Source organism: Bacteroidota bacterium (genome assembly GCA_016720935.1).
Taxonomy (GTDB): domain Bacteria; phylum Bacteroidota; class Bacteroidia; order AKYH767-A; family 2013-40CM-41-45; genus JADKJP01.
Genome location: JADKJP010000006.1, coordinates 195925 through 221638, shown reverse-complemented (window position 1 = coordinate 221638; position 25714 = coordinate 195925). Strand labels below are relative to the sequence as shown.

The following is a 25714-nucleotide window of genomic DNA, read 5'->3' as shown; positions in this document are numbered from 1 at the left end:
GAGAACGGAATGAATTCTCCATTTTCCCATAATCTTTTATCTTCGCCTGACAAATCAAGCCTTTCTCTTGTCCAAAGAAACGATATCCACGGTGCTTTCCAAGTACCTTCCTGCTGCGGCTGTACCGCAATGCACGGAATGGGTGATTCGCAAAAATATTCATCTGAAAATAACACGCGGGAGGTCCTCCAAATTTGGCGACTATCTTCCTCTTGGTCCGGGAAAGGGACACCGTATTACCGTCAATCATGATCTGAACAAATTTGCTTTTCTGATCACCTTTGTTCATGAAGTCGCGCATCTGCATTGCTATGAAAAATATCTGCGCAGACATGATCCGCATGGACAGGAATGGAAAAATGAATTCAGGTCACTTTTATCACCATTTGTATCATCAGATATCTTTCCTGAGGATATTCAACGCGCCCTCGCCAAATATCTACACAATCCTGCCGCGTCGAGCTGTTCTGATTATAATCTGATGCGTGCTTTGAAGAATCATGATGCGCCTCAGGCTGATCCTGTAACACATCTGGAGGAACTCCCGGAGAAAGCAGTTTTCAGGATCCATCAATCAAGAGCAGATTTTACCTTTGTAAAAGGGCATCGCCGACGCACCCGTTTTCAATGCCTGGAATTAAAAACAAAACGAATTTATTTCGTGAATGCACTGACTGAAGTCATTGTTGTGGGCTAAAGGATTTACCCTGGCATTTGCTATTCCCTCGTTCATGTTGACGGCATCTTTTCTGGTTAGGAAAAGATCAAAAAAAGCCCTGATTTTTGGCCTTTTCAGAGGTATTTTGAAAACTATTTCCGTACATTTGTGAGAAGCCAAGCACCTTAAAACGTTCCTATATGTCCGAGACGTTAATTGCCAATCGCCATCCTTTGCAAGTATCTGAAATGGCTGAAAACCTGATAGGTTCTGAAATCATTAAACTCGCAGCTGAAATCCAGGATAAAATACGAAATGGTGAAAGGATTTTTAATTATACAATTGGTGATTTTGATCCAAAGATCTTCCCTATTCCTGAAGAACTCAATGAAGAAATAATCAACGCATACAAGGAGCATCAGACCAATTATCCTGCAGCCAATGGTATGCCTGAACTGCGCAAAGTTGTTTCTGAATTTCTAAAAGAACGTGAAGGGCTTTCTTACTCCGCGGATGAAATTCTGATTTCAGGTGGTGCGCGTCCATTAATCTATGCAACCTATGTTACCCTTCTGGATAAAGGTGACACGGTAGTATTTCCTGTGCCATCCTGGAACAACAACCACTACTGCCACCTTTCCGAAACACAATCCAGACTGATTGAAACAAGTCCGGAAAATAATTTCATGCCTACTGCAGAAGAAATTCGTCCGCACCTGAAAAACGCGACATTACTTTCTTTGTGTTCTCCTCTCAACCCTACAGGAACAGTTTTCAAAAAGGAACAACTTACTGAAATTTGCGATCTTGTATTGGAAGAAAACAGAAGAAGAGGTCCGGGCGAGAAACCACTATACCTGATGTATGACCAGATTTATTGGGTACTTACATTCGGAAAAACCGAACATTTCAACCCGGTTAGTCTGCGTCCTGAAATGAGAGATTATACAATTTTCATTGATGGAATTTCCAAATCCCTTGCAGCTACTGGTGTGCGCGTTGGCTGGGCATTCGGACCACAAAGAATTATGGACAAAATGAGAGCCATCCTTTCACACGTCGGAGCCTGGGCTCCAAAAGCTGAACAGGTGGCTACCGGAAAATATTTACAGAAAAAAACAGCGCTTGACAGTTTCCTGGATAAATTCAAAAATCAAATTGATTCTAGTCTGCATGCATTCTATGACGGGTTCATGGAATTGAAAAAAGCAGGATACAAAGTACATGCGATTGCTCCGCAGGCAGCTATCTATCTGACGATTCAGCTTGATCTGAAAGGGATGAAAACAAAAGAAGGAAAAGTACTCGGTACTCAAAAGGATGTCACTCAATACATCCTTGATGAAGCTAAATTAGCTGTGGTTCCATTCTCCGCCTTTGGTTCTTCTGATGATTCTACCTGGTACCGGTTATCTGTTGGTACATGTAAATCATCTGAAATACCTGAAGTATTTCAATCTCTGAAGAAAGTGCTTGGCAATCTTTCTGTGGATTGAGCATCGATAAGATAAACAAAGCAAACACACAGAACATCATCAAGCATTTCACAATATTTTTAGTATTCAATTCAATTTTCGCCTATCGACTGACTTTACTGCAAACACCGACAGAGTCGAATAATTTATCCTGATGAAAAACAATTACTGTATCATCATGGCTGGAGGCATTGGTAGCCGTTTCTGGCCTATGAGTCGTAACAATTTCCCAAAACAATTCATTGATATTCTTGGAAGCGGAAAAACGCTGATCCGCCAGACCTACGAAAGGTTTCTTTCGATTTGTCCTGCCGAGAACATATTCATTGTCACCAATGAACAATATCTCGATTTTGTTTATGAGCAAATTCCGGAGCTTCCTAAAAATCAGGTATTGTCTGAGCCACAAAGACGGAATACCGCTCCATGTGTTGCCTATGCAGCATATAAAATTGCGCAGCTGAATCCAAAGGCCAACATGGTGATTGCTCCTTCTGATCATGTAATTAAAGATGATAAAAGCTTTCAGGCAGCAATTGAAAAAGGACTTGAATTCACCGCTAAGAATGATTCGTTGCTTACTATAGGAATTCATCCGAGCCGACCGGATACCGGTTATGGCTACATACAATTTCAAGAGGCTGAAGGAGCAGAAAAATTTAAAATCAGTAAGGTTAAGACGTTTACAGAAAAACCTAACCTTGAAATGGCAAAGTTCTTTCTCAAGAGCGGAGAGTTTCTCTGGAACGCGGGGATATTTGTCTGGAATATAGATTCAATTTTGAAAGCTTTTGAAAATTATCTTCCTGATATGGCCGCGCTTTTCAAAGAAGGAAAAGAGGCATACAATACTCCTGACGAAAGTGAATTTATCCGTCGCGCCTATACCTTGTGTACAAACATTTCCATTGACTACGGCATCATGGAGAAAGCGAAAAATGTTTATGTGCTCAGCGCTGAATTCGGATGGAGTGATCTTGGCACCTGGAAATCTCTTTATGAGCAGTTGCCACATGATGAAGATGGCAATGCAATTGTTGGTCCTCATGTATTGCTCGATCATACATCCAATTGCATCATCAATATGCCGAAGGATAAACTCGCAGTGATCCAGGGACTTGAAAATTTTATTGTGGTTGAAACCGACAATGTCCTTTTGATTTGCCCTAAAGATGATGAGCAACAAGTCCGCAACCTCGTGAACGAGGTGAAGATGAAAAAAGGGGAAAAATATGTTTAACCCGTTTAGATTTTAGTTGTTAGTTTTTAGTTGTCAGAACGTCTTCCTGATCTAAAGTCTAACAACTAAAATCTAACAACTAACAACTAGAAATTAAAGTCCTACCATTTCCTCAGGTTTTACCCACTCATCGAATTGCTCTGAAGTAACATATCCCAGATCAATTGCTGTTTGTTTGAGTGTCTTGCCTTGCTTGTGTGCAGTCTGCGCGATTTCTGCGGCTTTGTAATAGCCAATTTTTGTATTCAGGGAAGTCACAAGCATCAAAGAGTTTTCAAGATTCTTCCGGATATTATCTTCAATAGGCGCGATACCGACAGCACATTTATCATTGAAGGAAACGCAAACATCCCCGATCAATCGGGCCGAATGAAGGAAATTATAAATCATTACCGGTTTGAAAACATTCAATTCAAAATGGCCGGTTGCACCTCCAATATTAATGGCTACATCATTTCCGAGTACCTGGGCTGCAACCATGGTCATTGCTTCGCATTGAGTTGGGTTCACTTTACCCGGCATAATGGAAGAACCCGGCTCGTTATCCGGAATAAATAACTCACCTATTCCGCAGCGAGGTCCAGAAGCAAGCAGGCGGATGTCATTCGCGATTTTCATCATGGAACAGGCAACAGTTTTCAATGCTCCATGCGACTCAACTATCGCGTCATGCGCGGCGAGTGCTTCGAATTTATTTTCCGCTGTGATGAATGGAATTCCTGTAAGCTTCGCGATATGTTTGGCTACATTTTCAGAATAACCTTTTGGTGTATTGATTCCTGTACCAACTGCAGTCCCACCCAGAGCGAGTTCAGCCAGATGAGGTAAGGTATGTTCGATCGCACGGATACCATGATCCAGCTGAGAAACATAACCGGACAATTCCTGACCGAGAGTGAGTGGTGTCGCATCCATCAAATGCGTACGACCAATTTTCACGATATGCATAAACTCCTTTGACTTGGCAGAGAGCGTATCGCGTAATTTTTTCAAACCGGGAATAGTTGTTTCTTTCAAAACAATATATGCCGCGATGTGCATCGCTGTGGGGAAAGTATCGTTGGAAGACTGGCTTTTGTTCACATCATCATTCGGATGGATTACTTTCTTTTCATCCATCAGGCTGCCACCATTGATCACGTGTGCACGGTAAGCAACCACTTCATTCACGTTCATATTTGACTGCGTTCCTGAACCGGTTTGCCAAACGACGAGAGGAAACTGATCGTACAGTTTTCCATCAAGAATTTCATCACACACTTTTGAAATCAGTTCACATTTTTCCGCTGGCAAAACTCCGGCATCCAGATTTGTAAGGGCAGCCGCTTTTTTCAAATAAGCAAAAGCCCGGATGATTTCGCGTGGCATCTTGTTGATGTCTTGCGCGATTTTAAAGTTTTCGATTGACCGTTGTGTTTGAGCACCCCAGTAAACATGAGCGGGAACTTCCACAACACCCATGGTATCTTTTTCTTTACGGAATTCCATAATCTTACTTTTTTGAATTATTTGAAAAGACCCGCAGGCCTTGTAAAATGCTAAGCAAAATAATACTGTTGGCGCACACGGCACATGATGAATGTCGGCAAAAACAAAATGATCCGGACTTTCTCATTATCAGCTCCCGAATTGACTCCTCGTTTGTTAAAGTATATCCAGAACCCTCTCTACCGGTCGTCCAATGATAGCTTTGCCATCTTTAACAACAATTGGTCTTTCAATCAATTCAGGATGATTACTCAGGATTTTTATCCATTCGGCATTATTCAGTTTTTTACTGGAATATTTTGTTTTGAATAATTCCTCCTTTTGCCTTACGAGATCAAATGCTTTCAGACCGAGCATCTTTAAAATTTCCCTGATTTCCTTTTGAGAAGGTTTTTCCTTAAGATATTCATAAATCTCGATGTCCTCCACACCTTCATCTTTCAGTGAAGCTAAGGCTGTCCTACAGGTACTACAGGTGGGCTTGAACCAGATTTTTAGCATATCAGTTTTTGCTTTCCTCCATCAGATACGCTTTGATAAACGGATCCAGGTTTCCATCCAAGACACCTTGCGCATCAGATGTTTCAACGTCGGTACGAATATCTTTTACGAGTTTGTAGGGATGCAAAACATAATTTCTGATTTGAGATCCCCACTCAATTTTTCGTTTGGTTGCTTCAGTAGCCGCTTTTGCCGCAAGTTGTTTCCGCATCTCGAGTTCATAAAGTTGGGATTTCAACATTTTCATCGCGCGCTCTCTGTTTCCGCCCTGAGATCTTTCGACCTGACATACAACGACAATTCCTGTCGGTTTGTGTGTCAGTTGAACTTTTGTTTCAACCTTGTTGACGTTCTGCCCTCCTGCTCCACCGGAGCGCGAAGTTTGAATTTCGATATCCGCGTCTTTGATTTCAATTTCAATTGTATCGTCAACTACAGGATAGGCGAAAACAGAAGCAAAGGAAGTATGCCTGCGTGCATTAGAATCATATGGAGAAATTCTGACGAGGCGATGAACTCCACTCTCACCTTTCAGGTATCCATAGGCAAAATCTCCGCTGATTTCGAGTGAGCAGGATTTTATTCCTGCTGTATCACCATTCTGAAGGTCGAGTTCAGTTACTTTGTATCCATGCTTTTCCGCCCACATGATGTACATCCGCATGAGCATAGAAGCCCAATCCTGACTTTCAGTTCCACCCGCGCCGGAATTGATATTCACGATAGCATCAAGGTGATCCTCTTCTGCACCGAGCATATTTTTAAATTCCAGATCTTCCAGAAGTGTTATTGAATGGGTCCTTGCAGCCTCGATTTCCTGCTCGGAAACTTCACCGGCTTTATAGAAATCAAAAAGTACGGAAAGGTCTTCCGTAGAACTCAGGAGTTGTTCAAAAGCGTCGGTCCAGTCTTTTTTTTGTTTAATTCCTTTGAGGAGCTTTTCAGCCGCTTTGGGATTATCCCAAAATCCGGGAGCGTGTGATTGCGCTTCTTCCTGTTTTATTGCTGAGAGTTTGCTATCGATGTCAAAGATGCCCCCTCAGGGCTTCGACGCGCTCCTTAATCTCTTTTAATTGGTCTGTAGTCATAGTGCTGCGAAAGTAATAAAAGGAGCTGAAACTACCAGTATACAAGAAGCTTTCCGGACTTTATCGCTTTTTTAACCCACGATTTATTTAGGCTTAGCCTGAATAATTGCCTGTTCGCCAATTTTTTACCCTAAGCTAAAAGCGGAATTTAAAATTCCTCTACATTCGGTGAATCTAACCATCAAGAGTATGAAAAGAAATCTACTTCTTCTACTGACATGCATTCTTTTATATTCAACCTTGTATTCCCAGGTAACATCTATTCGGCCTGCTTTTGGAAACAGAGGTACTCAACTGACCACAACTATCACTTTACCAAATAGTACTCTGACCATGGCTTCTCCGCCACTACAGAATAGTGACATTTATTTAAAGATGGGGATTACGACTGTACCTTGTACCAACTTTTTATTATATCCCAATTTTCAAGGTTTTGACGATTCGATTTCTGCGGGTTTTGATCTTACACCTGGAATTCCTTATGGTTACTACGATGTTCATGTCACTACATATACTTATGACTGGTGGTCTGGAATGTATTTGCCAGTAGACAATGTATTACCCTCAGGTTTTCTTGTTGATGGTGGCGCCGGAACAATTGAAGGTGATGTGTATTTTGATTCAAATCAAAACGGAGTCCGTGATGCGAGTGATTGGGGATTATGGGGAAAAACCGTCAATTTACAACCCCTAAATTATAATGCTGTGACAAATCTACAAGGACACTACAAGTTTTATCTGGATACAGGTTCTTATTCAGTTGCTGTTCAGCCGGGACCGAATTTTTCACTCACTTCTACTCCTTCAGCTTATGCAGTGAACATCCCTCCTTCATCAAGTGGAAATGATTTTGGACTTTATGCTCCACCTCCTTCCGGGAATCAAACGCAGGCATTTTCTGTTTGGACACATCCGATGCGCTGCTCTTATCTTGGCTTTTCCAGTTTCACCGCGATAAATAATTCCAGTGATCCGGCAGGACAGGTTGGTTCTATTTCGATTATTCACTCACCGAATCTCTCGTTTAACTCTGCAGGAATTCCTCCTTCGTCGATCACGTCTACTTTCCTCTATTGGAATTATTCAAATATTACACCCGGACAATCTTTCTCATCTTATGTCCACTACAACAACCCGCCGGCCGGCGATACAGTATGGTACGTTGTGATCGATAGTGTATTTGATGCAAGCTTTACTACGCTTCAGCAAGTTTATGTGGATTCCTTCGGAACGGTGACATCGTGTTCAGTTGATCCGAATGACAAACATGTGAGTCCTGCCGGAGAGCAGGCGGATCATTACACACTGATAAATTCCGAATTAAACTATACAATCAATTTCCAGAACACCGGAAATGACACGGCGTTCATCGTCATCATATTTGACACACTTGACGCAAATCTCGATCCCGCCACTCTGGAAATAATGTCAAGCAGTGACCCTGTTGATTTACAAATCGACTCCACAGGTGCCATGAAATTTACGTTTTACAATATCCTGCTCCCCGACAGTAATGTAGATCAGGCAGGCAGCAATGGTTTTGTGATTTATAAAGTCAGACCTCGTGCAGGAATACCGGACCCTACTATCATTTACAACACCGCGCACATTGTATTCGATATGAATGCTCCGGTTGTAACAAACACGACCATGAATACAATGGTGAATCAAATTCCCGTTGGAGTGTCAGCCCTTCTAAAAAATCAGGTCGCAGCAGTCATCCCTAATCCGGTCACCAATCGTTCAGAGCTAAGGTTTGAAAGCAAAGGATCACCTGTTGATTATCAAATTTTCGATATCACCGGAAGAGTCCTGCAGGAAGGCCACAGTCAGCAAAATCCCATTTACATTTATAAGAATCTCTTTTCCACAGGCCTGTATTTCTACCGGATCACCAACGCAGGCGGCGAGACGGATATTACAGGAAAATTTATTGTTCGTTAAAACTTTTCCAACCAAAAAAAAACAGGCGCTGGTTGATGCAGTGCCTGTTTTTTTTGCAACAACATTTAAATAAAAATTCAATCATCTGATTCAGCGCGCAAAACTTCCCAAACCAAATCCGGCTCAAATCCACGTTGAATCGCATAGGAGGCCAGTTTGTATTTTCGTTTGAGCGGATTTTCTTCTTTCGTAATTTTTGCTTTTGTGGCTATCACCTGTTGAAGTGTTTTCAGATAATCACGCTGATCAATCGCGGCGAGTGCTTGTTTTATTAGTGGTTCAGAAACCTTTTTTTCACGGAGTGCATTTTTAATCTTGACTCTGCCCCACTTTTTAATACGGAATTTCCCTCCTGCAAATGCGTGGGCAAAACGTTCTTCTTTTAAAAATCCTTCAGAGATCAGTTCTCCGATTGCCTGCTCCACTTCTCTCCTGTGAAGTCCCAGTGCATACAATTTATCACGCACTTCCTGCTGACTGCGTTCCTGATAGGTGCAGTATTTTAAAATCTTTTTGTAAACTTTTTGAAAATCGACAGGAATATACACCATTACGGACTCATTGTAGGAGTGCGTAAAAGTAACAAAATCCAATAACAGATTGTTTATTCTAAAGCGATAGACAACAGCGCTCCAAAACTGCTGTAACAACAAGGCAAATTCAATGAAATCAGACTAAGGAAAAATACCGAGTTTCATTCTACCGGATAATACACATCAGTTTCCCATTTCATGGTGTCCTTTTCCATCCCCGGATCCGTTATGTAGACCTCCCATGGTGCGCCGATTATTTTTTTGTTGTGGGTTCCAATATATTCGTGAATGAGTGTATGCGCATCGGCGGTTTTTTCATAAGGACCAAAAAATTTAACCAACAAAGCATTTCCTTCTTTCACTACACCGGGCTGAACCAATCCATCCGCTTTTCCCGGTTTATTCACGGCAACAGCTGCATCAAAATCAAATGAAACAGAACTTTCAGAATAATAAAAAGCAAATGGAGCTCCGGCCATTTCCAGATTTTGCTTTTTCATCGACTCCCCAATAATCCCATAATTTTTTCCCAATTTCATTCCAATTGTTTCCACAGTGGCTGTATCACGAATGGAAAGGAAATGCATTTCTGAAACTTTGACTTCCTCCACTTTCATCTCTGTGTTATTCGGTGCAGGCATATTTTCCACTGCTGTCTTCAGTTTAGCAAGACCCTTTTCAAAATCCTTACCCACCATTCCATCCATAAATTTACCCAGGATTCTCAGGAGCGGATTGAATCCCATTTCCATATCGAGACTCCAGGTAACTTTTGTACCCTTATCAGACGGATCGAAATGAAATTCCGCTTTCGCGGTATCAGTCCCCATGAAAATATAATCCTGTCTAATCAATTGAGGGGAGTTCACCTCTGTAATAATCATGCTGCCTTGTCCAACATCATTATTCGTACTGTTCCATCTGAGAATAGCACCGACTCCTGAATGCGGACCTTCAAAAGTATACTGAGCAGTTGTATCCAAATCATACCATGGCGACCACTTGTTCCAGTTGTCAAAATTTCCGGTATATGAAAACAGGGTATTGGGATCTGAATTGATCACCAATGATCGCTCGACACGTACATGTCTGGATAGCATCAATCCGATACCGGCAATTACGAGGAGAAGAACAGCAAGAATAAGAAGAATTCGTTTTACGATTTTCATCAGATTGGAATTACAATGTGTTATTGGTTGATTGAAAAAAAACCGGCAAAGGAATTTTAATGGAATTATAATGCCGGATTTTTAAGATGTCTTTTTGAAAACTATTTTACTGAGTCAGTCACAGCTACCGGCACAACTTCCGCAGGCGCAATTGGATTTTCCTCAGCTACTTTTTTGAGATCGGTAAGTCCCTGCAAGAAAATATCACCAAGCATTTTATCCATCATTACTCCCATCAAGCGGAAGAAAGGATTATTGCCAAGATTAGAATCAATTGCCCAGGTCACCTTTGTGTTTTCACCTTCAGGTTCCATTTTAAAATAGGCATGAGACTCAGACATACCTTCAAATTCGAGTTTTGATTTTACCAGGGTGAAAGGAGTACTTTCTTCAATTGTCAGCTTTCCTTTTCCGACGTTTGAATTGGTACTTTCCCAGGTGTAATAAGCCCCTAAACCAACACTATTATCACTGAATACCATTTTACTATTGGGGTCCATTTTAAACCAGGGTGACCATGAATTCCATTTCTTCAGGTCGTTGACCTGAGCAAATACCGCATCCGGCTTAGCATTGACAACAAGTGATCGTTCTATGTGACGAGCCGATGGCATCAGAAATCCAACGATGACCAATGTAACCACCAGAATAACAATGACAAGAACTATGTTTTTCAGGATCTTCATATAGTTGTATAAAAGAGTTTGATTTGCGAATCTAAAAAAGATACTCTTAAAACCAAACTATTCCTATATGATTCCCGGAAGAGGACAGGTAAACATAATCCTAATCTTACCGGAGGTCAATTTTGATAAATCAATAGCGCAAAAATCCTCAGTATTTTCTTAATAAAATTAACACAGAGTTGAAAAATGAAGTTGTGAGAGGAGAATCAAATTTTTATTTCTTCTTCGTTTTTGTTGAAATAATGATATTCCATGATATGATAAGCATTATTCGCGGCAACTTTCAATTTCACTTTGTATTTCTTTCTCCATTTGTGTGTGACTGAAGAATAGAACAGACCTTTGTTCAGGTAAGCTTCAATATAAGGATGTACAAAAAGTGTCAGTTGCTTCTCATTTTGTTCCTGAACGAAATACCTCAGGTTATTTTCTATTTCATCCATGAGCAGGATACTCGCCTTGATTTCACCGGTACCATCGCATGCAGGGCATTTCTCAACGGTAACAATATTTGTTTCCGGTCTTACACGCTGACGTGTGATCTGGATGAGTCCGAATTTACTTGGAGGAAGGATCGTGTGTTTCGCACGGTCGCGTTTCATTTCCGTACGCAGTTTTTCAAACAGCGCTTTCCGGTTTAAAGGATTGTGCATGTCGATAAAATCGACCACAATAATTCCGCCCATATCACGCATACGTAACAAGCGCGCTACTTCCACGGCCGCATCCATGTTTACCTGCAGGGCGTTGTGTTCCTGACTGGAATCACCATCGGATTTTACACGTCCTCCACTATTGACATCGATGACATGCATCGCTTCCGTATGTTCAACAATCAGGTAGGAACCATTGGCCATGGTTACCGTTTTTCCAAAACTGGATTTGATTTGTTTATCAATTCCGAAGTGTTCGAAAATCGGGAGCTTGCCTTTGTATAATTTAACGATATCGGTCTGTTCCGGAGCGATCCCGTTGATATAGGATTTTATTTCCTCGGCCAAAGCAGCATCGTTCACATGAATGCTGGCGAAATTTGGATTTAACAGGTCACGAAGAATGGTTGAAGTACGGTTCAGCTCACCAAGGATTTTTGTGGGAGGCTTGGAAGTGATGAGTAAGTCAAATGTTGTCTTCCATTTGGCAACGAGATCCTGGATATCTTTGTCCAGTTCTGCCACCTTTTTACCTTCAGCAACTGTTCTGACGATGAGTCCAAAGCCTTTTGGCTTGATACTCATGGCCAGCCTTTTTAGTCTTTGTCTTTCTTCGGCGCTTTTAATTTTCTGTGAAATCGATACCATTTCAGAAAATGGCACGAGTACTACAAACCTTCCTGCAAGGGAAAGTTCGGAAGTAATCCTCGGGCCTTTGGATGAAATAGGTTCTTTGGCAACCTGAACGAGTACCCATTGATTGGGTGACAGTACCTGAGTTATTTTACCACCTTTATTAATATCAGCTTCGAGCTGAAAATTGGTCAGCAAAGGGTCCGGAGCTTTTCCGGTAGTGGTAAGCTTGATGAGTTTATTCAGAGATTGTACCTGAGGGCCGAGGTCCAGATAATGCAAAAAGGCATCCTTCTCGTGACCTACATCCACGAAAGCGGCATTCAGACTCTGGATCAGCTTTTTCACACGTCCGAGATAAATATCTCCGACCTGGAAACCCTGATCTTTCTTTTCACTGTTTAATTCAACCAGGCGCTTGTCTTCAAGCATCGCGATCGTTACTTCGCCGGCTGTTGAATTGATTACTAATTCGTTGTTCAAAAAAAAGATGTTTTGAAACACCTCATCCCACCATCATAACGGAGATGTGAAAAACACAGAACAGGATTGTGCACAATTGGAGCAATTACAGCAGGCGACGCATCGCAAGCCACGAAATGTGATTCGAAAAGCCAATTTGCAGATTTATAAATATTCTGCTTGCACAAACGGAAAAAGGGGAGGGCATCCGAAGATGCCCACGCCTTACCGGTTTTTCTTTTTATGTCTGTTCTTTCTAAGACGCTTCTTACGCTTGTGCGTCGCCATCTTATGTCTTTTTCTTTTCTTACCGCTTGGCATGGTTAAAGTGTTTAGTGGTTATTGATTTGACTAATTAAACTATTTACTTCTTCAATAAGTTGCGGATCTGAGCTTTCCTTTTTCACCTGTTCAAGATTGAGAAGGGCTTTCTCATTATTTCCGAGTTTCATATAAGTTTGGCCCAGAATATAACGGGCTTCCACTCTTTTTGGGTTGATGCTCAGAACTTTTTCAAAACGCTCCGCTGCTTTTTCCATTTGTCCGGAGCGGACCGACAAAATTCCAAGATTAAACTGAGCATTTTCGTGTTCAGGATTTTCTTTCACCACTTCACGCAGCATCAGGATTCCCTGCATTGGATTACCGTTGCTTTCAGTATAACAGACGCCAAGGTCAGTTTTAGCATCCAGGTTTCCGGGATTCAGTTCGAGAACCTTGTTATAGCTTTCGATAGCTTTTCCAACCATAATACTCCGCAGTGTACTATCGCCTGTTGTTTTAAAAGCATCGAAGTATCTGTAGGCAGCATTTATCCAGTTCTTTTCACCCGGTTTCAGCAATGCAATCTGCTCAAAATAATGAGAAGATACTACCGGAAACTGTGCAATATCCCAAAGTTTCCCCAGTGAATCAAGCAATACCAGATTAGTGCTATCCTTAGATAAAGATGCCTCTACCTGCCTGATGGGTTCAAGCTCCTGGCGTTTCAATTGGTTTTTCGCCTGAGTCAACAGACCTTCGAAGGAGAATGCAGAAGGGCTTGCATTTGCCTTTTCTCCAACAGATTTTTGCTCACGCGGAGCAAAATAAAGTATCGCAGAGAGGAGAATCGCACCGGCGACGAACAACACTTGCTTGTTACCGATTCGCATCACAAATTAATCGATAGCCTCTGTTGTCTGATTCTTTTTGATTTTAGCATTCTTCACTTTGTTAGCGAAGGTCTTGGCCGGTTTGAAAGCCGGGATGTTATGCTCAGGGATGATGATTGTTGTGTTCTTGGAAATAATACGGCCTAATTTCTGTGCTCTCTTTTTAACAATAAAAGAACCGAATCCACGCAGGTAAACATTTTCTCCATCTGCCATAGTGTTCTTGATCACTTTCATGGCTGCTTCAACAGCTTGCAATGCAACAGTTTTTTCGATTCCGGTCTTAGTCGAGATTTCGGCAACTAATTCTGCTTTTGTCATTTCTTTGAGTATTAATGTATTGAATATTAGGGCGGCAAAGATAAGCGTTCAAGTGAAATAGAAAAACCTTAAAAATCAATTTTTTCTGAAGTTTGATCAAATCCTTCAAGATTCCAACCGAATCCTGCTTAAAAGCATTAATTTCAAGGCTTTTCATGAATTTTTCCCAAAGAAAAAATATCAACAATTATTTTTGACCCTATTCGGAATTTCCAAAAAGTTGATTTTTGAGCTATTTTCGCAAGAGAGGTAAACGGCAAATTTGATGCTATTTATCTGATCATGGCATTAATGTGCCTAAAAACCAGTGACTCAATGAATGGAATTCTGAATGGGGATCCTCCGGGGTAAAGATCCTGTAGAACTATCTTACCTTCGTAACCATTCAAAATCAGATACTGAATTAGCCGGTTGATCACATAGAAACCTGCTAAATGAATGAATTCAATCCTGTACACAAGCCGGAAAGTTTTAACCACCAGAATATTCAATACAGCACAGAATGACATTCGGGAGGGCACTGCTCAGTTGGTATAAAAAAAATAAGCGTGATCTTCCCTGGAGAAATACACGCGATCCATATTTCATCTGGCTCAGCGAAATTATTTTGCAACAAACCAGGGTTGAGCAAGGGTTGAATTATTACCTCCGTTTTACCGGGAAATACCCTACAGTTTATTCGCTTGCCAGGGCTCCGCAGGATGAAGTTCTCAAGCTCTGGCAGGGACTGGGATATTATTCAAGAGCGAGAAATCTCCATGCCACAGCCGCAATGATTGTTGAAAAATACAATGGGAAATTCCCGGCGGATTTCAATGAACTTCGAACACTGAAAGGAATCGGCGACTACACCGCTGCCGCCATTGCTTCATTTGCATTCGACCAGAAAGAGCCTGTCGTGGATGGAAATGTGTTTCGTTTACTCAGCCGGTATTTTGGTATACGCACACCGATAGATTCCGGAAATGCAAAAAAAGAATTCAGGAAGATTGCTTTTGATCTGATGCAAAAATTGCCGCCTCATGATTTCAATCAGGCAATTATGGAGTTTGGGTCAAAGCAATGCAAACCCATGAATCCTGACTGCAACTCCTGTCCATTGCAAACATCCTGTTTTGCATTTGAAAACAATGAAGTTTCAAACCTTCCCGTAAAAGATAAAAAACAAAAAGTAAGGAAACGTTTCTTCAATTACCTTGTCATCAAAGAGGGAAATTCCTTTTACCTGCACAAACGTTCGGAGAAAGATATCTGGATTCATCTTTATGATTTTCCATTGCTGGAATTAACAAAAAAAACCTCCGAAACCGGTTTCTTCAAATCAAAAGAGTGGAAAGAGTGGTCTTCTAAACACCCGGTGCTTATAGAAAGTATCAGTTCCGAAAAAAAACATTTATTGAGTCATCAGACAATCTATGCAAGGTTCATTCAGCTTCGTCCACAAAAGGGGAAAACTTTCAAGCCTCTAAAAGAATGGAAAAAAGTAAATTCCGGAACCATGCATAAATACGCTGTTCCAAGACTGACAGAAAAATATCTCGAAGAATGTGAGTTATTGTGAACCGAAACTTTTCACTGATCAAAAGTGATACAGAAAGTTCAATTTTCCCTCTGAAAAAGCCCAACTGATTTTCATTTTTTTTACTTATCTTTATAGAATATATTACTCTTTTTCTGGATGAATAATTCTCATGAATTAAGGGTAAAAAAGAAACCTGCTTTAACAGTTTTTATGCAGGCATTACAGGACTTATCTTTGTCGGACTAAATTCATTCATTCCTTTATTGAAGCTATTTCATTTTGGAAAATGAATCCCGGTTCAGACCATGGTAATCCAAATATATTAATTCAAGAATCTCTAACTAAAAAAAACAAATCCCATGAGCGGAGTAAACAAAGTGATTTTAATTGGAAATGTCGGCAAGGACCCTGAAGTAAGGTACCTTGAAGGTGGCGTTCCGGTTGCAAGGTTTCCACTGGCGACCAGTGAAACATATAAAAACAAAGAAGGCCAGAAAGTAGAAACTACTGAATGGCATAACATTGTTCTCTGGCGAGGACTTGCGGAAGTTGCTGAAAAGTGGGTCCGCAAAGGCAATAAATTATACATCGAAGGGAAAATCCGAACCCGGAGCTATGGTGAGGAGAATAACAAGAAATGGTTCACGGAAATTATCGCGGACAACATGACGATGCTTGGCGGAGGCCAGCGCGGTAATGAGTCTGAAGGCAAAGTTCCTGAGCCGGCAGCCAACGAAACCCCACTTCCAACCGCTGTCCCTTCCGACGATCTGCCATTCTGATCTGAATGACTATTTTCGGGCGTAAAGCTTTTTTGTAGCTTTACGCCCGGATTAGTAATTTCCTCCATTTCTTAACTTCAAAAAAACTGTGGACCCTGGTAGTTGCCCTTTGCTGATACTTTTGCAGGATTCGCCTTCCTATCTTAATCCTTCCTTTACCCTATCGATCGGGTTTATCATTGAATCCATTGTACTTGCTTCCCTGCTTTTACTTTCAGGATTCTTTTCCGGCGCTGAAACAGCATTTTTTGCAATCAACCCGGTACAACTTTTTACCCTCAAAGAAGCCGAAAGCAGTGCCTCGCGTATTGTGTATCGTTTGCTGGAGAAACCCAAACGACTTCTTGCCACATTGCTGATAACAGTAAACTTCATCAACATTGCCATTGTTGTGATTTCATCGCTGATGATTTCACAGATTTTCAACTTCACGCATCATGAAACTGTCGGTTTTTTGATCCAGGTTGTCGCTGTAACATTTGTGATCGTCCTGTTTTGTGAGGTAATGCCTAAAGTTTACGCGACTCAAAACGCTCTTTCCTTTTCGCAATACAGCGCTATCCCTGTTTTTGTGGTAGATAAAATCCTGAGACCTATCAGTAGTTTCCTGGTATTTTCAACTTCGATTGTCGACAAAAGAATGATCCACAAAGGCTATGATGTGTCCATGGATGAACTTACGCATGCGATTGATGTTACCACCGATAAGAACACTCCGGATGATGAAAAGAAAATTCTGAAAGGAATCGCACGATTTGGAAATATTGATGTGCGGCAGATTATGAAATCCAGGATGGATGTTGTTGCATTTGACAAAGACCTGACCTTTCCTGAAATCTTTCCGATTATTGTTGAGAACAAGTATTCACGTGTACCTGTCTTTGAAGGATCATTTGACACAGTTATCGGTGTGCTTTACATAAAAGATCTGCTGCCTTATCTTGACAAACAGGATGATGCAGGCTTCAACTGGCTAAAACTCGTCCGTCCGGCATATTTTGTACCAGAAAGTAAAAAGATCAACGATCTGCTGCAGGAATTCCAGGAAAAGAAAATCCACCTTGCTATAGTCGTGGATGAATACGGCGGTACATCAGGAATAGCGACCATGGAGGATGTACTGGAAGAAATTGTTGGTGAAATCAATGATGAATTTGACGATGATGAAGTTTTTTACTCCAAACTGGATGAGCAGAATTACGTTTTTGAAGGAAAAACTCTTCTGAATGATCTATGTCGAGTCACTGAACTTGACAGAGAGATATTTGATACCGGCGATGCCGATGTAGAAACGCTTGCCGGATTCATTCTTGAAAAGAAAGGCAGTATTCCATTCCGTAACGAAGTGTTTTCTCATGAAGGAATCTTATTCACCATAGAGTCTGCCGACAGAAAAAGAATCAAAAGAGTAAAAATCACATTGCCTGATCTTCGTGAAAAGAGCAATGAAGAAGGAAATCATTTAGGACTGATTATTCTCTTCCCTCTCATGTTTATTTTGAGTCTCAGCTCATGCGATCAGGATTATGTTCCAAAACCCAGAGGATATTTCCGTATTGAACTTCCTGAAAAAACCTACAAAGAATTTAATCCTTCCTCCTGCCCTTTTCGCTTTGAGATTCCTTCCTACTCTGAGGTAACAAAGGATCCGTCACCACGCGCTGAACCATGCTGGATGAATATTGAGTATCCTCAGTTCAGAGCTACCGTTTATTTAAGCTATAAACCCGTTCATGGCGATCTGGAAAAATTTATTGAAGATAGCAGGTCTCTTTCATTCAAACACATCCCTAAGGCATCCGGAATCGAAGAGCAGGCAATCGCGGATCAGGACAACAGGGTGTTCGGCAATATTTATCATGTAAAAGGCAGTGCCGCTTCCTCCGTACAGTTTTACCTGACCGACAGCACCAATCATTTTCTTCGTGGTTCTCTTTATTTTTATGCCATTCCAAACCCCGATTCTCTGGCTCCGGTGAACGAATTTCTTTCTGCGGACATCGACCACATGGTTGCAAGCTTTCGCTGGAAATAAACGGTATTCCGATTTTTGCCACCCAGCTTCAAATCCTTAGCGGCAATCACTTAATTTGAATTGTCATAAAGTTTTGTTGTTTACATTTGCCACCAAATTAATTCCATCATGCGATTTATTACTGCTCTTGCACTTCTGTTTAGTCTGTCAGGAACTATTCTCCTTGCACAAAATGCTCCTCTTCCGGAAAAACCAAAAAAGGAAAAAGGTTCTTTTTATTTTTCCTGGGGATACAATAAGGACTGGTTTTCAAAAAGTGATTTGCATTTTGAAAGCAAGGGTGCTGACAACTATTCATTCACCGTTAAAGATGTTAGGGCAAAAGACCTTCCGAAACTGGACCACATTTTTGATGTCGATCTTTCCATTCCGCAGTACGTTTATCGTTTTGGATATTATTTCAGGAAAGATAAAAGCCTGGGCCTGGAACTTTCGTTTGATCATGCCAAATATATCATGATCCAGAATCAGACTGCTCATGTAGAAGGAAACATCAGAGGTGAATATGTCGATAAGGACACGGTACTTGGTGTCCGTTTTCTAAAATTTGAACATACAAATGGAGCAAATTTTTTAATGATTTCTTTGTTAAAACGTCATCAGTTCCTTGCCAGTAAATCAGGATCGCACCGACTGCAAGGTGTTGTAAAACCAGGTCTTGGTATTGTTATCCCACAGAGTGATGTAAGTTTGTTTGGCAAAAGGCAAAACAATTACTATCACGTTGCCGGATATATTTTCGGTGTTGAGGGGAGCCTTAGATATGAATACAGGAAACATCTTTTCTTTGAAACAGGTTTCAAAGGAACCTTCGCGAATTATACCAATGTACTTACTGTAGATGACGCAAGAGCCAATCACCATTTCTTTTGTCTTGAATGGCTGGCAGACATCGGATTTCAGATCGCATTGTAAATCACCCGGAGAATAATTATCCGGGATTTTTTTCTGTTGTACGAAATTGATACAGCAGGAAAATCGTAGCGCTGAATAAAAAGAAAGCGCCGATCTGGTGCAGTGAAGCAAGAGTTATTTCAACCTGTGTAAGCAAAGTTAATATTCCGAGGATGACCTGGATAAAAACCGCGGCTAAAAGAAAATTCAAACTCCTGTTTTGAATTTTTGACAACATTTTTTTGCGGTAAGTGAACCACAGATAAATCACTGAGAAAAATATTATAAAAGCAAATGTTCTGTGAAGGAACTGAACCATCACCTGGTTGCCGGTGATGTTATCCACAAAGGAATTTGCGCTTAAAATTCCTGTCGGGACAAGTTGTCCATCCATCAACGGCCAGGTATTGTACATTTTCCCTGCATGTAATCCTGCAACAAAGGCGCCATAAACAATTTGAACAATAATCAATCCGAATACGATTCCAATTAATTTTCTATCGCTATTCGGCGCCTTTACTGTACGCGGATAAATCAATTCCAGAGCATACCAGAATGTGAATCCAAAAGTGATAAATGCGGCCATCAAATGAATCGCCAGACGGATATGGCTGACACTCGTTCTTTCCGTGAGTCCGCTCTTCACCATAAACCATCCCAGAAATCCCTGAAGTCCACCCAGCGCAAAGAGGAACAAAGCCTTTCGAATCATTGGCTTGTCCATTTGCTTTTTTATCAGGAACCATAAAAAGGGAATGATGAAAACAACGCCAATTAATCTGCCGATGAGACGGTGCAGATATTCCCAGAGGAAAATCGCTTTGAAATCATCCAGCACAAAATGCGAATTGATTTTCTGGAACTGAGGAATCTGCTGATACTTCTGAAATGCCTCCTGCCATTCAGCATCGTTTAAGGGAGGAATTGCGCCCATGATCACATTCCATTCCGTAATGGAAAGTCCCGAACCTGTGAGGCGGGTTATACCGCCAATGACGACCATCGCGAAGATCAGGAAGCATCCGGAGAAAAGCCAGATAACAATACGTCGTTTTGAATTTTCAATCATGAATTCGCAGAAAATAACAATCCGGGAGGAAGAATGTTTCAGAACAGGATTTTATCGGCTCAATCTGCGGACAGTTCTTTTACAAACGTGTGAATTAATCGTATTTCGGTTTGAGAAACCAGCGGTCATTCAGAGTAAAGCCGAGAGTAAACCGAATATATTTTTCACGGATCAGATTATTTTCGGTAGTCCCTCTGCTTCCTGCCTCGGCGGAGAATTGAACAGTAGTACCGGCACGACGAATCGGAAATCCAAGTCCGAGAGAAACTCCTGTTTCATTTAATTGGGTTTGATTGAGCTGTAAAAATGTCTGCGCGTAATGTACACCGATTCGGTATTGCACTACTTTCAAATAGGATTTCAGTGCGCGATCATTCGGCGTAAACTGAACACCTGCTCCTACCCTCCAACTGTCGGAGAGCGAATCATTCTGTCCAAATGCAGAATAGTCTTTCCAGTTTTGAAGATTAAAGTCGGCGCCAATCAACCATTGATTTCCCTTTTTTGCGGCGATTCCAACTCCAAGACTCAAAGGCAATTTAATCGTTCCTTTTTCACCTTCAGTATTCAGAACTGTATCACGAACAAGGACCTGATCTTTGGTCGTGTAATCAAAATACTTGAAGTTATAAGCCAGGGTAGAATTTCTTGCACGTAATGATGCGGAAGGCGCAACTGTTACTCCGAAGGTGAGCCCCCAGTCCCCTTTGTCATGACGGTGAACAACATTTGAACGAAGCTTCGCCGTGTTTTTATTCTGAACTGTCATCTCGGAAATTTTCCGTTCACAATCTGTTCTGATAAGACTGTCGCTTGTGTTTTTACGCAAATGGTTCAATTCACACATTGAATCCCTGGAGACTTCCAGCAGGTGGTCAAACATTTTAATTGAATCACTCGGCGAAATACGCAAGCTATCCATTGTGTATTGAAGTCCGAGATTAAAATGAAACCAACCTACTGCAGTTGAATTGGTCAACTGTGTGTTAAAATAAGTCGGGTCTTCAAATTCAACAGTTCTGTTCTGTTCCAACACTCCAAATAAATATGAAGCTGTGAAACCTGCTGATAATTTCTTTGATAGAGAAAATCCATTTGCAAAAAAGAATTGATTCAATCCACCTGAACCTTTGTAAGTATGGAGCTCAATGGAGTTCAGAACATTTGTCCGCTTATCCGTAATTGAATATCCAACATTTGAATAAGGTAATAATCCGAAACCAAGTCCCCACTTTTTTGATTTTACCGGAAATCCAAATGCGAAATAACCAAGCGATGTTGTATGACTTTGTTGTTTAATGGAAGAAGTTTCAAATTGATTGAGTGTTAAATTCATTCCCACTTCATAAGTGGTCATGCTAATGGCAGAAAATGAAGCCGGATTACCCAGGTTCAGATAGTATTGGTGTTGCAGACCCTGGGCGATTCCTCCCATTCCGTTATTTCTTGCTAATCCATTAAACTGAAGATCTCCGATTCCGAAGCGGGAATAGGGAGAACTGGAAGCATTTTGAGCCTGGATTGCCTGAAAACTAAGCAGGAAAAGACCGACGAACAATAAAAAACAAAACGACCTACTCCTTAGCATCATGGAATTTCAATATTTCTTTTAGCCCGATGTTCACCAAATCCGGGGCGGCAAAGATGGGTAAATTTAGCGTCCTGACAAAACGAGAGGCATCGCCTCCGGTAATAACCAATTTCAGGGATTTATATTGTTTGCGGTATAACTGAATAAAACCCGCTATCTCATTCGCTATTCCTGTTTCTACCCCTGAACGGATTGCATCCCTGGTATTTCTTCCTACAAATTGAGGTTTTGATTCCGGAACCAACAAAGGAAGCTGATCAGTAAATTGATGCAATGCCAGATACCGCATATTCAGTCCCGGGGAAATTGCCCCTCCAAAATATTCCTTTTTAGAATTAATGAAATCATACTTAATACAAGTGCCTGCATCGATCACAAGGACATTTCTCCCAGGAAAAAGAGCGGCGGCTCCAATGACCCCGGCCAGTCTGTCCTTTCCGAGTGTTTTTGGTGTTTCGTACTTGTTTTTTATAGGCAAGCGGGTATTCGCTGAAAGCTGTACAAAACGTTTTTGCATTTTCAGAACCTGCATAATTGGCTCAGGAGTCTTGATTACGGTTGAAAGAATGGTGGCCCTTGGTTCAAATCGTTTCACAATTCGCCGGATCTCAGGGACTGAAAGTGCTTTTATAATCTTGCTATAAACAAGCACATCCCGTTCAAAAAGAACAAGTTTCGTTGCCGTATTTCCCATATCAATGGTCAGGTACATTGATCAGCTGATTTATTCCGCAAGGTATATTATTGCAATGAATTCCATCTCCTTAGCCGGTAAGGTCCGGAATTAATAATTTATTTTGGAGGAGTGTTTTTTTTTCTACTTTTGCGCACGCTTCGCAGCGCCTTTGCTGGTGATGTAGCTCAGTTGGTAGAGCAAAGGACTGAAAATCCTTGTGTCAGTGGTTCGATTCCACTCATCACCACCACTTTATACTCAAAAGTCAAAAGCAAACATGAAAAGTCCTGATCAACCGTATAAATTTGAACGGGTACTGCTGATTGACGATAACGACATTGATAATTTTATCAATGAGCGGATGATCACCACGAACCAGTTTTCAAAACAGGTAGTCGTTAAAAATTCAGCTGAATCAGCGCTTCAGTTTCTGAAGGATAATACCACCAATCCACAGGTTTTACCACAGGTTATTTTTCTGGACCTTAACATGCCGGTGATGGATGGTTTTGGATTTTTAGCCGAGTACGAAAAGCTTGATGACACCATCCGCAAATTTTGCAAAGTGATCGTGCTCTCTTCTTCCATCAGTCCGGAAGACATCAACAGAGCAAGCACAAATCCTCATGTTGTAAAATATGTCAACAAACCCCTGAACGAAAAATACCTCGACGCCATCAATTTCTAAAGGATATAAATTTTAAAAACCTGTCTGAATCAGACAGGTTTTTTTTTGACCTTTTCCTTGACGACTATTGTACTGAAACAAAAAAAAAGCAAAGCCGGAAGAAAAATCTACCGGCTTTGCTTTTTTTATATTTTAAAAACTTATTAATCCTTGATCGGATTTGCCATTCTGCGAATGAGGGTTTCATCCAGTTTGACATACCACAGCATTCTTTTGTTACCCACATTTGCCTGGCGGAATGCCTCATAAATCTCAGTGAGTTTTTTAACTTTTTTACGGAATTCCTCCGGCTTAATGGCAGTTTTCAGCATTTTGATGAAGATGGTTGCAGGCTCATATAATTTTTCATCTTCTGTAATCTGACGTTTCACACTCTGGAGCAACTGGCTGCACAAACCATCTTCGCCCATGAAACAATACTGAAGTGCCTGGAAAAGTTTGTATTCAACATCCGTGAATAAATACCTCTTCATACTCAATTCGTTTCTGAGGCTATTCATTGTACGCGCTGCACCGGAATAATCTCCTTCATAGAATTTACAAACAGCGAGGAAACGACGGAATGAAATGTATGGGTAAGGCTCATTCGGATCCACATCAAAATTTGGTTCCAGTTCAGCATTGAGATCATTCAACTCCGCGATATTTCCGGACTCCATGAATCTTTCAATTTTTGACTGAAGGAATTGAGTGACATAAAAACTGAAGATTGGTTTGAATGCAATTTCAGGTACGTCTTTGTTGATGATTTTGTAATAATGATCCGCACGAACGGCATTACCGGTTTTCTGATAATATTCAAAGTAGAGATAATCTACCATGAAACGGATGCTTTGATAGAATGTATCGAGTTCAAATTTCTCGAAGTTCTTTTTAATCTGCTGAAGGATTCCGTCTACTTCCAGTTCGAGCGCTTTCAGATTTTCTGATCGTGAAGTGAAAAGGCAGAGATAGTAGATGCGAACAATATTGTACAGTATAAACAAACGGTGGCCGTGATACAGTTCAGAGATGTTTGTCAACTCACGAAGACTCGCCTGCACAGCTTCAAGATCCCGCTCATCACGTGTCAGCTGATAGTTTCCTGCACGTTTCACGAAATCATAAAACAAATCCTCAGCTTTTACAACCGCGAGAGAATATGCGACATGACGGTTGTATTCTTTTTCATAATAGTCGAAGTCGCCATTGTACATACTGAGACGAGCCAGTACTTTATAGACAACGATCAATTCATTTGAAAGATCGTATTCGATCAATTGTTTTTCAAGATTCTTTAATGCACGGATTGCCACTTCACGGTCGTTGCTGAAAAGCATTGCCGGAACCATAGCCACCTTATCTTTTAACGCGCTGATCGGATTCTTAACATTTTTTGAAAGGTATTGAGCGATGCGCTCATTCAGACGAGACTTTAAAGTATAGTACGTACTTGGATTTACTCCAAGAAGGTCCATCATTTGCGTTTCGTCATAATTCTCTTTGCGCGCCGCTTCAAGAACCAGGTAAGGTTTGTTGTTTTTTCTACCGGCAACAGCAGAAAGCAGTTCCTGGTATTCACCTTCATTTAGCTTTTTAATGGTCTTGTTAAGTGTATCCATGAGAATCTCGTAAGGTTGTTAGTAAGGATTATCTGAGCAGTCTAACGAGCATTCATTTTTTTTGGATACAGTCTCTTGAAATTTTCGCAAAAAGAGTTTGAGCAGATATTTCATTCAAGAAAAGAGTCCTATTTGGCCAAAATTCGTGTTTTCAGATAAAAAACAAAGTTTTACCAATAATCCCTGCAGAATTTTTAACACAAAAAGGAGAAAATCTTACAGATGTAAGAAGCTGCAATTATTGACTTAACTACAAAGGGTGCTTCCAGTATATATTGTTCAAAGCATAAAACCCTTTCAAAAATGAAAACTTCTATCTCAAAAACAATTAATGGAGTGCAAACCACAGATGCAATGCGTTCCATAAAGGAGAAAGCGACATCCAACCGCTTCTTTGTATATGCGTTGGAACTCGTGCTTCTTTATGTATTAGTATTTGCTGCGGTGAGCGCATTCGCTCAGGAACCGGCAAAAGCTGGTAAAGAAACAGGCAAACTGGAATTTGTAAAAGAGACCATGGTATTTAATTCCGGTAAGGTTTATATCAATTGGGTCGCTAAATCAAATTCTGACGATTGCATTTATGTAATTGAAAGATCTGTTGATGGCGTAGAATACGAACCGGTTGGTTTAAAAGAAGGTATCGGATCACCCCTTGAACTCCTTTATAGTTGGGTTGACAGCAAACCTGTAACTGGAACTGTTCAATACCGCATTAAACAAATCAATAACGAAGGTAATCTGGTCGCCCAGGCTGAACCAAAAACTGTCGTTTCTCCTGAAAGTAGTCCGCTATTCATGGATAAAAGTAACCGGATGGTTCAGGTAAAATAAGCCTGAACCACCGGTCT

The 25714-nt window shown here is 40.9% G+C and carries 23 protein-coding genes and 1 tRNA gene; 11 read left to right on the top strand and 13 right to left on the bottom strand.

Annotated features, from left to right (window positions below; genetic code table 11):
• Nucleotides 1-91: 91 nt before the first annotated feature.
• The 3 genes from IPP86_09225 to IPP86_09215 all read left to right on the top strand — a co-directional run bounded on the left by IPP86_09225 (nt 92) and on the right by IPP86_09215 (nt 3373).
• Nucleotides 92-697 carry a sprT domain-containing protein gene (locus IPP86_09225; GenBank protein MBL0138695.1) on the top strand — a complete coding sequence of 202 codons (606 nt, stop codon included), beginning with the start codon at nt 92-94 and terminating at the stop codon, nt 695-697.
• Between the two features lie 209 nt (nt 698-906).
• Complete coding sequence (locus tag IPP86_09220; GenBank protein ID MBL0138694.1) at nt 907-2154, top strand: aminotransferase class I/II-fold pyridoxal phosphate-dependent enzyme; 1248 nt, start codon at nt 907-909, stop codon at nt 2152-2154.
• Between the two features lie 130 nt (nt 2155-2284).
• Complete coding sequence (locus IPP86_09215) at nt 2285-3373, top strand: mannose-1-phosphate guanylyltransferase (GenBank protein ID MBL0138693.1); 1089 nt, start codon at nt 2285-2287, stop codon at nt 3371-3373.
• Between the two features lie 93 nt (nt 3374-3466).
• On the opposite strand, the gene fumC is transcribed toward IPP86_09215, so the two are convergent.
• The 3 genes from fumC to prfB form a co-directional block, all read right to left on the bottom strand.
• On the bottom strand, nt 3467-4861 hold the full coding sequence (gene fumC / locus IPP86_09210) for a class II fumarate hydratase (protein ID MBL0138692.1): 1395 nt from the start codon (nt 4859-4861) through the stop codon (nt 3467-3469).
• 156 nt (nt 4862-5017) lie between these two features.
• Nucleotides 5018-5362 carry an arsenate reductase (glutaredoxin) gene (arsC, locus tag IPP86_09205; GenBank protein MBL0138691.1) on the bottom strand — a complete coding sequence of 115 codons (345 nt, stop codon included), beginning with the start codon at nt 5360-5362 and terminating at the stop codon, nt 5018-5020.
• A gap of 1 nt (nt 5363) precedes the next feature.
• Nucleotides 5364-6450, bottom strand: a protein-coding gene (prfB, locus tag IPP86_09200; GenBank protein MBL0138690.1) for a peptide chain release factor 2 whose coding sequence is annotated in 2 segments (ribosomal slippage) — nt 5364-6389 and nt 6391-6450 — 1086 coding nt in all. Because the reading frame shifts where the segments join, the coding sequence is not laid out codon by codon here.
• A 189-nt stretch (nt 6451-6639) separates the two neighbouring features.
• Between prfB and IPP86_09195 the strand changes: the two genes are divergently transcribed.
• Nucleotides 6640-8394, top strand: coding sequence for a T9SS type A sorting domain-containing protein (locus IPP86_09195; GenBank protein MBL0138689.1), 1755 nt, complete (start codon nt 6640-6642; stop codon nt 8392-8394).
• Between the two features lie 77 nt (nt 8395-8471).
• On the opposite strand, the gene IPP86_09190 is transcribed toward IPP86_09195, so the two are convergent.
• The 6 genes from IPP86_09190 to IPP86_09165 all read right to left on the bottom strand — a co-directional run bounded on the left by IPP86_09190 (nt 8472) and on the right by IPP86_09165 (nt 14005).
• Nucleotides 8472-8945, bottom strand: coding sequence for a RecX family transcriptional regulator (locus IPP86_09190; protein MBL0138688.1), 474 nt, complete (start codon nt 8943-8945; stop codon nt 8472-8474).
• Nucleotides 8946-9088: 143 nt separating this feature from the next.
• Entirely contained in the window at nt 9089-10096 is a 1008-nt protein-coding gene (locus tag IPP86_09185; GenBank protein ID MBL0138687.1) for an SRPBCC family protein, read from the bottom strand.
• Nucleotides 10097-10197: 101 nt separating this feature from the next.
• The gene (locus tag IPP86_09180) at nt 10198-10782 is read right to left on the bottom strand and encodes an SRPBCC family protein (protein ID MBL0138686.1); all 585 of its coding nucleotides are present in this window, start codon (nt 10780-10782) and stop codon (nt 10198-10200) included.
• A gap of 206 nt (nt 10783-10988) precedes the next feature.
• A complete protein-coding gene (locus IPP86_09175) occupies nt 10989-12551 on the bottom strand; it encodes an Rne/Rng family ribonuclease (GenBank protein ID MBL0138685.1) in 1563 nt (520 codons plus the stop codon).
• Between the two features lie 311 nt (nt 12552-12862).
• Nucleotides 12863-13684: a tetratricopeptide repeat protein gene (locus IPP86_09170; protein MBL0138684.1), complete on the bottom strand. Its 822-nt coding sequence runs from the start codon at nt 13682-13684 to the stop codon at nt 12863-12865.
• A 6-nt stretch (nt 13685-13690) separates the two neighbouring features.
• The gene (locus tag IPP86_09165; protein MBL0138683.1) at nt 13691-14005 is read right to left on the bottom strand and encodes an integration host factor subunit beta; all 315 of its coding nucleotides are present in this window, start codon (nt 14003-14005) and stop codon (nt 13691-13693) included.
• 502 nt (nt 14006-14507) lie between these two features.
• Here IPP86_09165 and mutY point away from each other — a divergent pair.
• From mutY to IPP86_09145, 4 genes are all read left to right on the top strand, one after another.
• The gene (gene mutY, locus IPP86_09160) at nt 14508-15566 is read left to right on the top strand and encodes an A/G-specific adenine glycosylase (GenBank protein ID MBL0138682.1); all 1059 of its coding nucleotides are present in this window, start codon (nt 14508-14510) and stop codon (nt 15564-15566) included.
• Nucleotides 15567-15886: 320 nt separating this feature from the next.
• Nucleotides 15887-16309 (top strand): single-stranded DNA-binding protein, encoded by a 423-nt coding sequence (gene ssb, locus IPP86_09155; protein ID MBL0138681.1) that lies wholly within the window; start codon nt 15887-15889, stop codon nt 16307-16309.
• 88 nt (nt 16310-16397) lie between these two features.
• Entirely contained in the window at nt 16398-18344 is a 1947-nt protein-coding gene (gene gldD, locus IPP86_09150) for a gliding motility lipoprotein GldD (GenBank protein MBL0138680.1), read from the top strand.
• Between the two features lie 108 nt (nt 18345-18452).
• Complete coding sequence (locus IPP86_09145) at nt 18453-19259, top strand: hypothetical protein (protein ID MBL0138679.1); 807 nt, start codon at nt 18453-18455, stop codon at nt 19257-19259.
• Between the two features lie 16 nt (nt 19260-19275).
• Here IPP86_09145 and IPP86_09140 read toward each other — a convergent pair whose 3' ends face one another.
• From IPP86_09140 to IPP86_09130, 3 genes are all read right to left on the bottom strand, one after another.
• Nucleotides 19276-20307, bottom strand: coding sequence for a COX15/CtaA family protein (locus IPP86_09140; protein ID MBL0138678.1), 1032 nt, complete (start codon nt 20305-20307; stop codon nt 19276-19278).
• 94 nt (nt 20308-20401) lie between these two features.
• Nucleotides 20402-21898, bottom strand: a complete 1497-nt coding sequence (locus IPP86_09135; protein ID MBL0138677.1) for a hypothetical protein — start codon at nt 21896-21898, stop codon at nt 20402-20404.
• Nucleotides 21882-22610, bottom strand: a complete 729-nt coding sequence (locus tag IPP86_09130) for a type III pantothenate kinase (protein MBL0138676.1) — start codon at nt 22608-22610, stop codon at nt 21882-21884. Before IPP86_09130 ends, IPP86_09135 begins: the two co-directional genes overlap by 17 nt.
• Nucleotides 22611-22748: 138 nt before the next feature.
• On the opposite strand from IPP86_09130, the gene IPP86_09125 reads away from it, so the two are divergent.
• Nucleotides 22749-22824, top strand: a tRNA-Phe gene (locus IPP86_09125).
• 27 nt (nt 22825-22851) lie between these two features.
• A complete protein-coding gene (locus IPP86_09120) occupies nt 22852-23262 on the top strand; it encodes a response regulator (protein ID MBL0138675.1) in 411 nt (136 codons plus the stop codon).
• A gap of 143 nt (nt 23263-23405) precedes the next feature.
• Here the strand turns inward: IPP86_09120 and IPP86_09115 are convergent, their stop codons facing one another.
• Nucleotides 23406-24863 carry a hypothetical protein gene (locus IPP86_09115; GenBank protein MBL0138674.1) on the bottom strand — a complete coding sequence of 486 codons (1458 nt, stop codon included), beginning with the start codon at nt 24861-24863 and terminating at the stop codon, nt 23406-23408.
• Between the two features lie 303 nt (nt 24864-25166).
• Between IPP86_09115 and IPP86_09110 the strand changes: the two genes are divergently transcribed.
• On the top strand, nt 25167-25697 hold the full coding sequence (locus IPP86_09110) for a hypothetical protein (GenBank protein ID MBL0138673.1): 531 nt from the start codon (nt 25167-25169) through the stop codon (nt 25695-25697).
• Nucleotides 25698-25714: the final 17 nt, after the last annotated feature.

Coding starts and splice junctions, on each gene's coding strand:
- arsC (MBL0138691.1), bottom strand. CDS start 5,362: ATGCTAAAAATCTGGTTCAAGCCCACCTGTAGTACCTGTAGGACAGCC.
- IPP86_09170 (MBL0138684.1), bottom strand. CDS start 13,684: ATGCGAATCGGTAACAAGCAAGTGTTGTTCGTCGCCGGTGCGATTCTC.
- fumC (MBL0138692.1), bottom strand. CDS start 4,861: ATGGAATTCCGTAAAGAAAAAGATACCATGGGTGTTGTGGAAGTTCCC.
- ssb (MBL0138681.1), top strand. CDS start 15,887: ATGAGCGGAGTAAACAAAGTGATTTTAATTGGAAATGTCGGCAAGGAC.
- IPP86_09135 (MBL0138677.1), bottom strand. CDS start 21,898: ATGATGCTAAGGAGTAGGTCGTTTTGTTTTTTATTGTTCGTCGGTCTT.
- mutY (MBL0138682.1), top strand. CDS start 14,508: ATGACATTCGGGAGGGCACTGCTCAGTTGGTATAAAAAAAATAAGCGT.
- IPP86_09195 (MBL0138689.1), top strand. CDS start 6,640: ATGAAAAGAAATCTACTTCTTCTACTGACATGCATTCTTTTATATTCA.
- IPP86_09110 (MBL0138673.1), top strand. CDS start 25,167: ATGAAAACTTCTATCTCAAAAACAATTAATGGAGTGCAAACCACAGAT.
- IPP86_09145 (MBL0138679.1), top strand. CDS start 18,453: ATGCGATTTATTACTGCTCTTGCACTTCTGTTTAGTCTGTCAGGAACT.
- IPP86_09220 (MBL0138694.1), top strand. CDS start 907: ATGGCTGAAAACCTGATAGGTTCTGAAATCATTAAACTCGCAGCTGAA.
- IPP86_09140 (MBL0138678.1), bottom strand. CDS start 20,307: ATGATTGAAAATTCAAAACGACGTATTGTTATCTGGCTTTTCTCCGGA.
- IPP86_09165 (MBL0138683.1), bottom strand. CDS start 14,005: ATGACAAAAGCAGAATTAGTTGCCGAAATCTCGACTAAGACCGGAATC.
- IPP86_09190 (MBL0138688.1), bottom strand. CDS start 8,945: ATGGTGTATATTCCTGTCGATTTTCAAAAAGTTTACAAAAAGATTTTA.
- IPP86_09130 (MBL0138676.1), bottom strand. CDS start 22,610: ATGTACCTGACCATTGATATGGGAAATACGGCAACGAAACTTGTTCTT.
- IPP86_09185 (MBL0138687.1), bottom strand. CDS start 10,096: ATGAAAATCGTAAAACGAATTCTTCTTATTCTTGCTGTTCTTCTCCTC.
- IPP86_09120 (MBL0138675.1), top strand. CDS start 22,852: ATGAAAAGTCCTGATCAACCGTATAAATTTGAACGGGTACTGCTGATT.
- IPP86_09180 (MBL0138686.1), bottom strand. CDS start 10,782: ATGAAGATCCTGAAAAACATAGTTCTTGTCATTGTTATTCTGGTGGTT.
- IPP86_09115 (MBL0138674.1), bottom strand. CDS start 24,863: ATGGATACACTTAACAAGACCATTAAAAAGCTAAATGAAGGTGAATAC.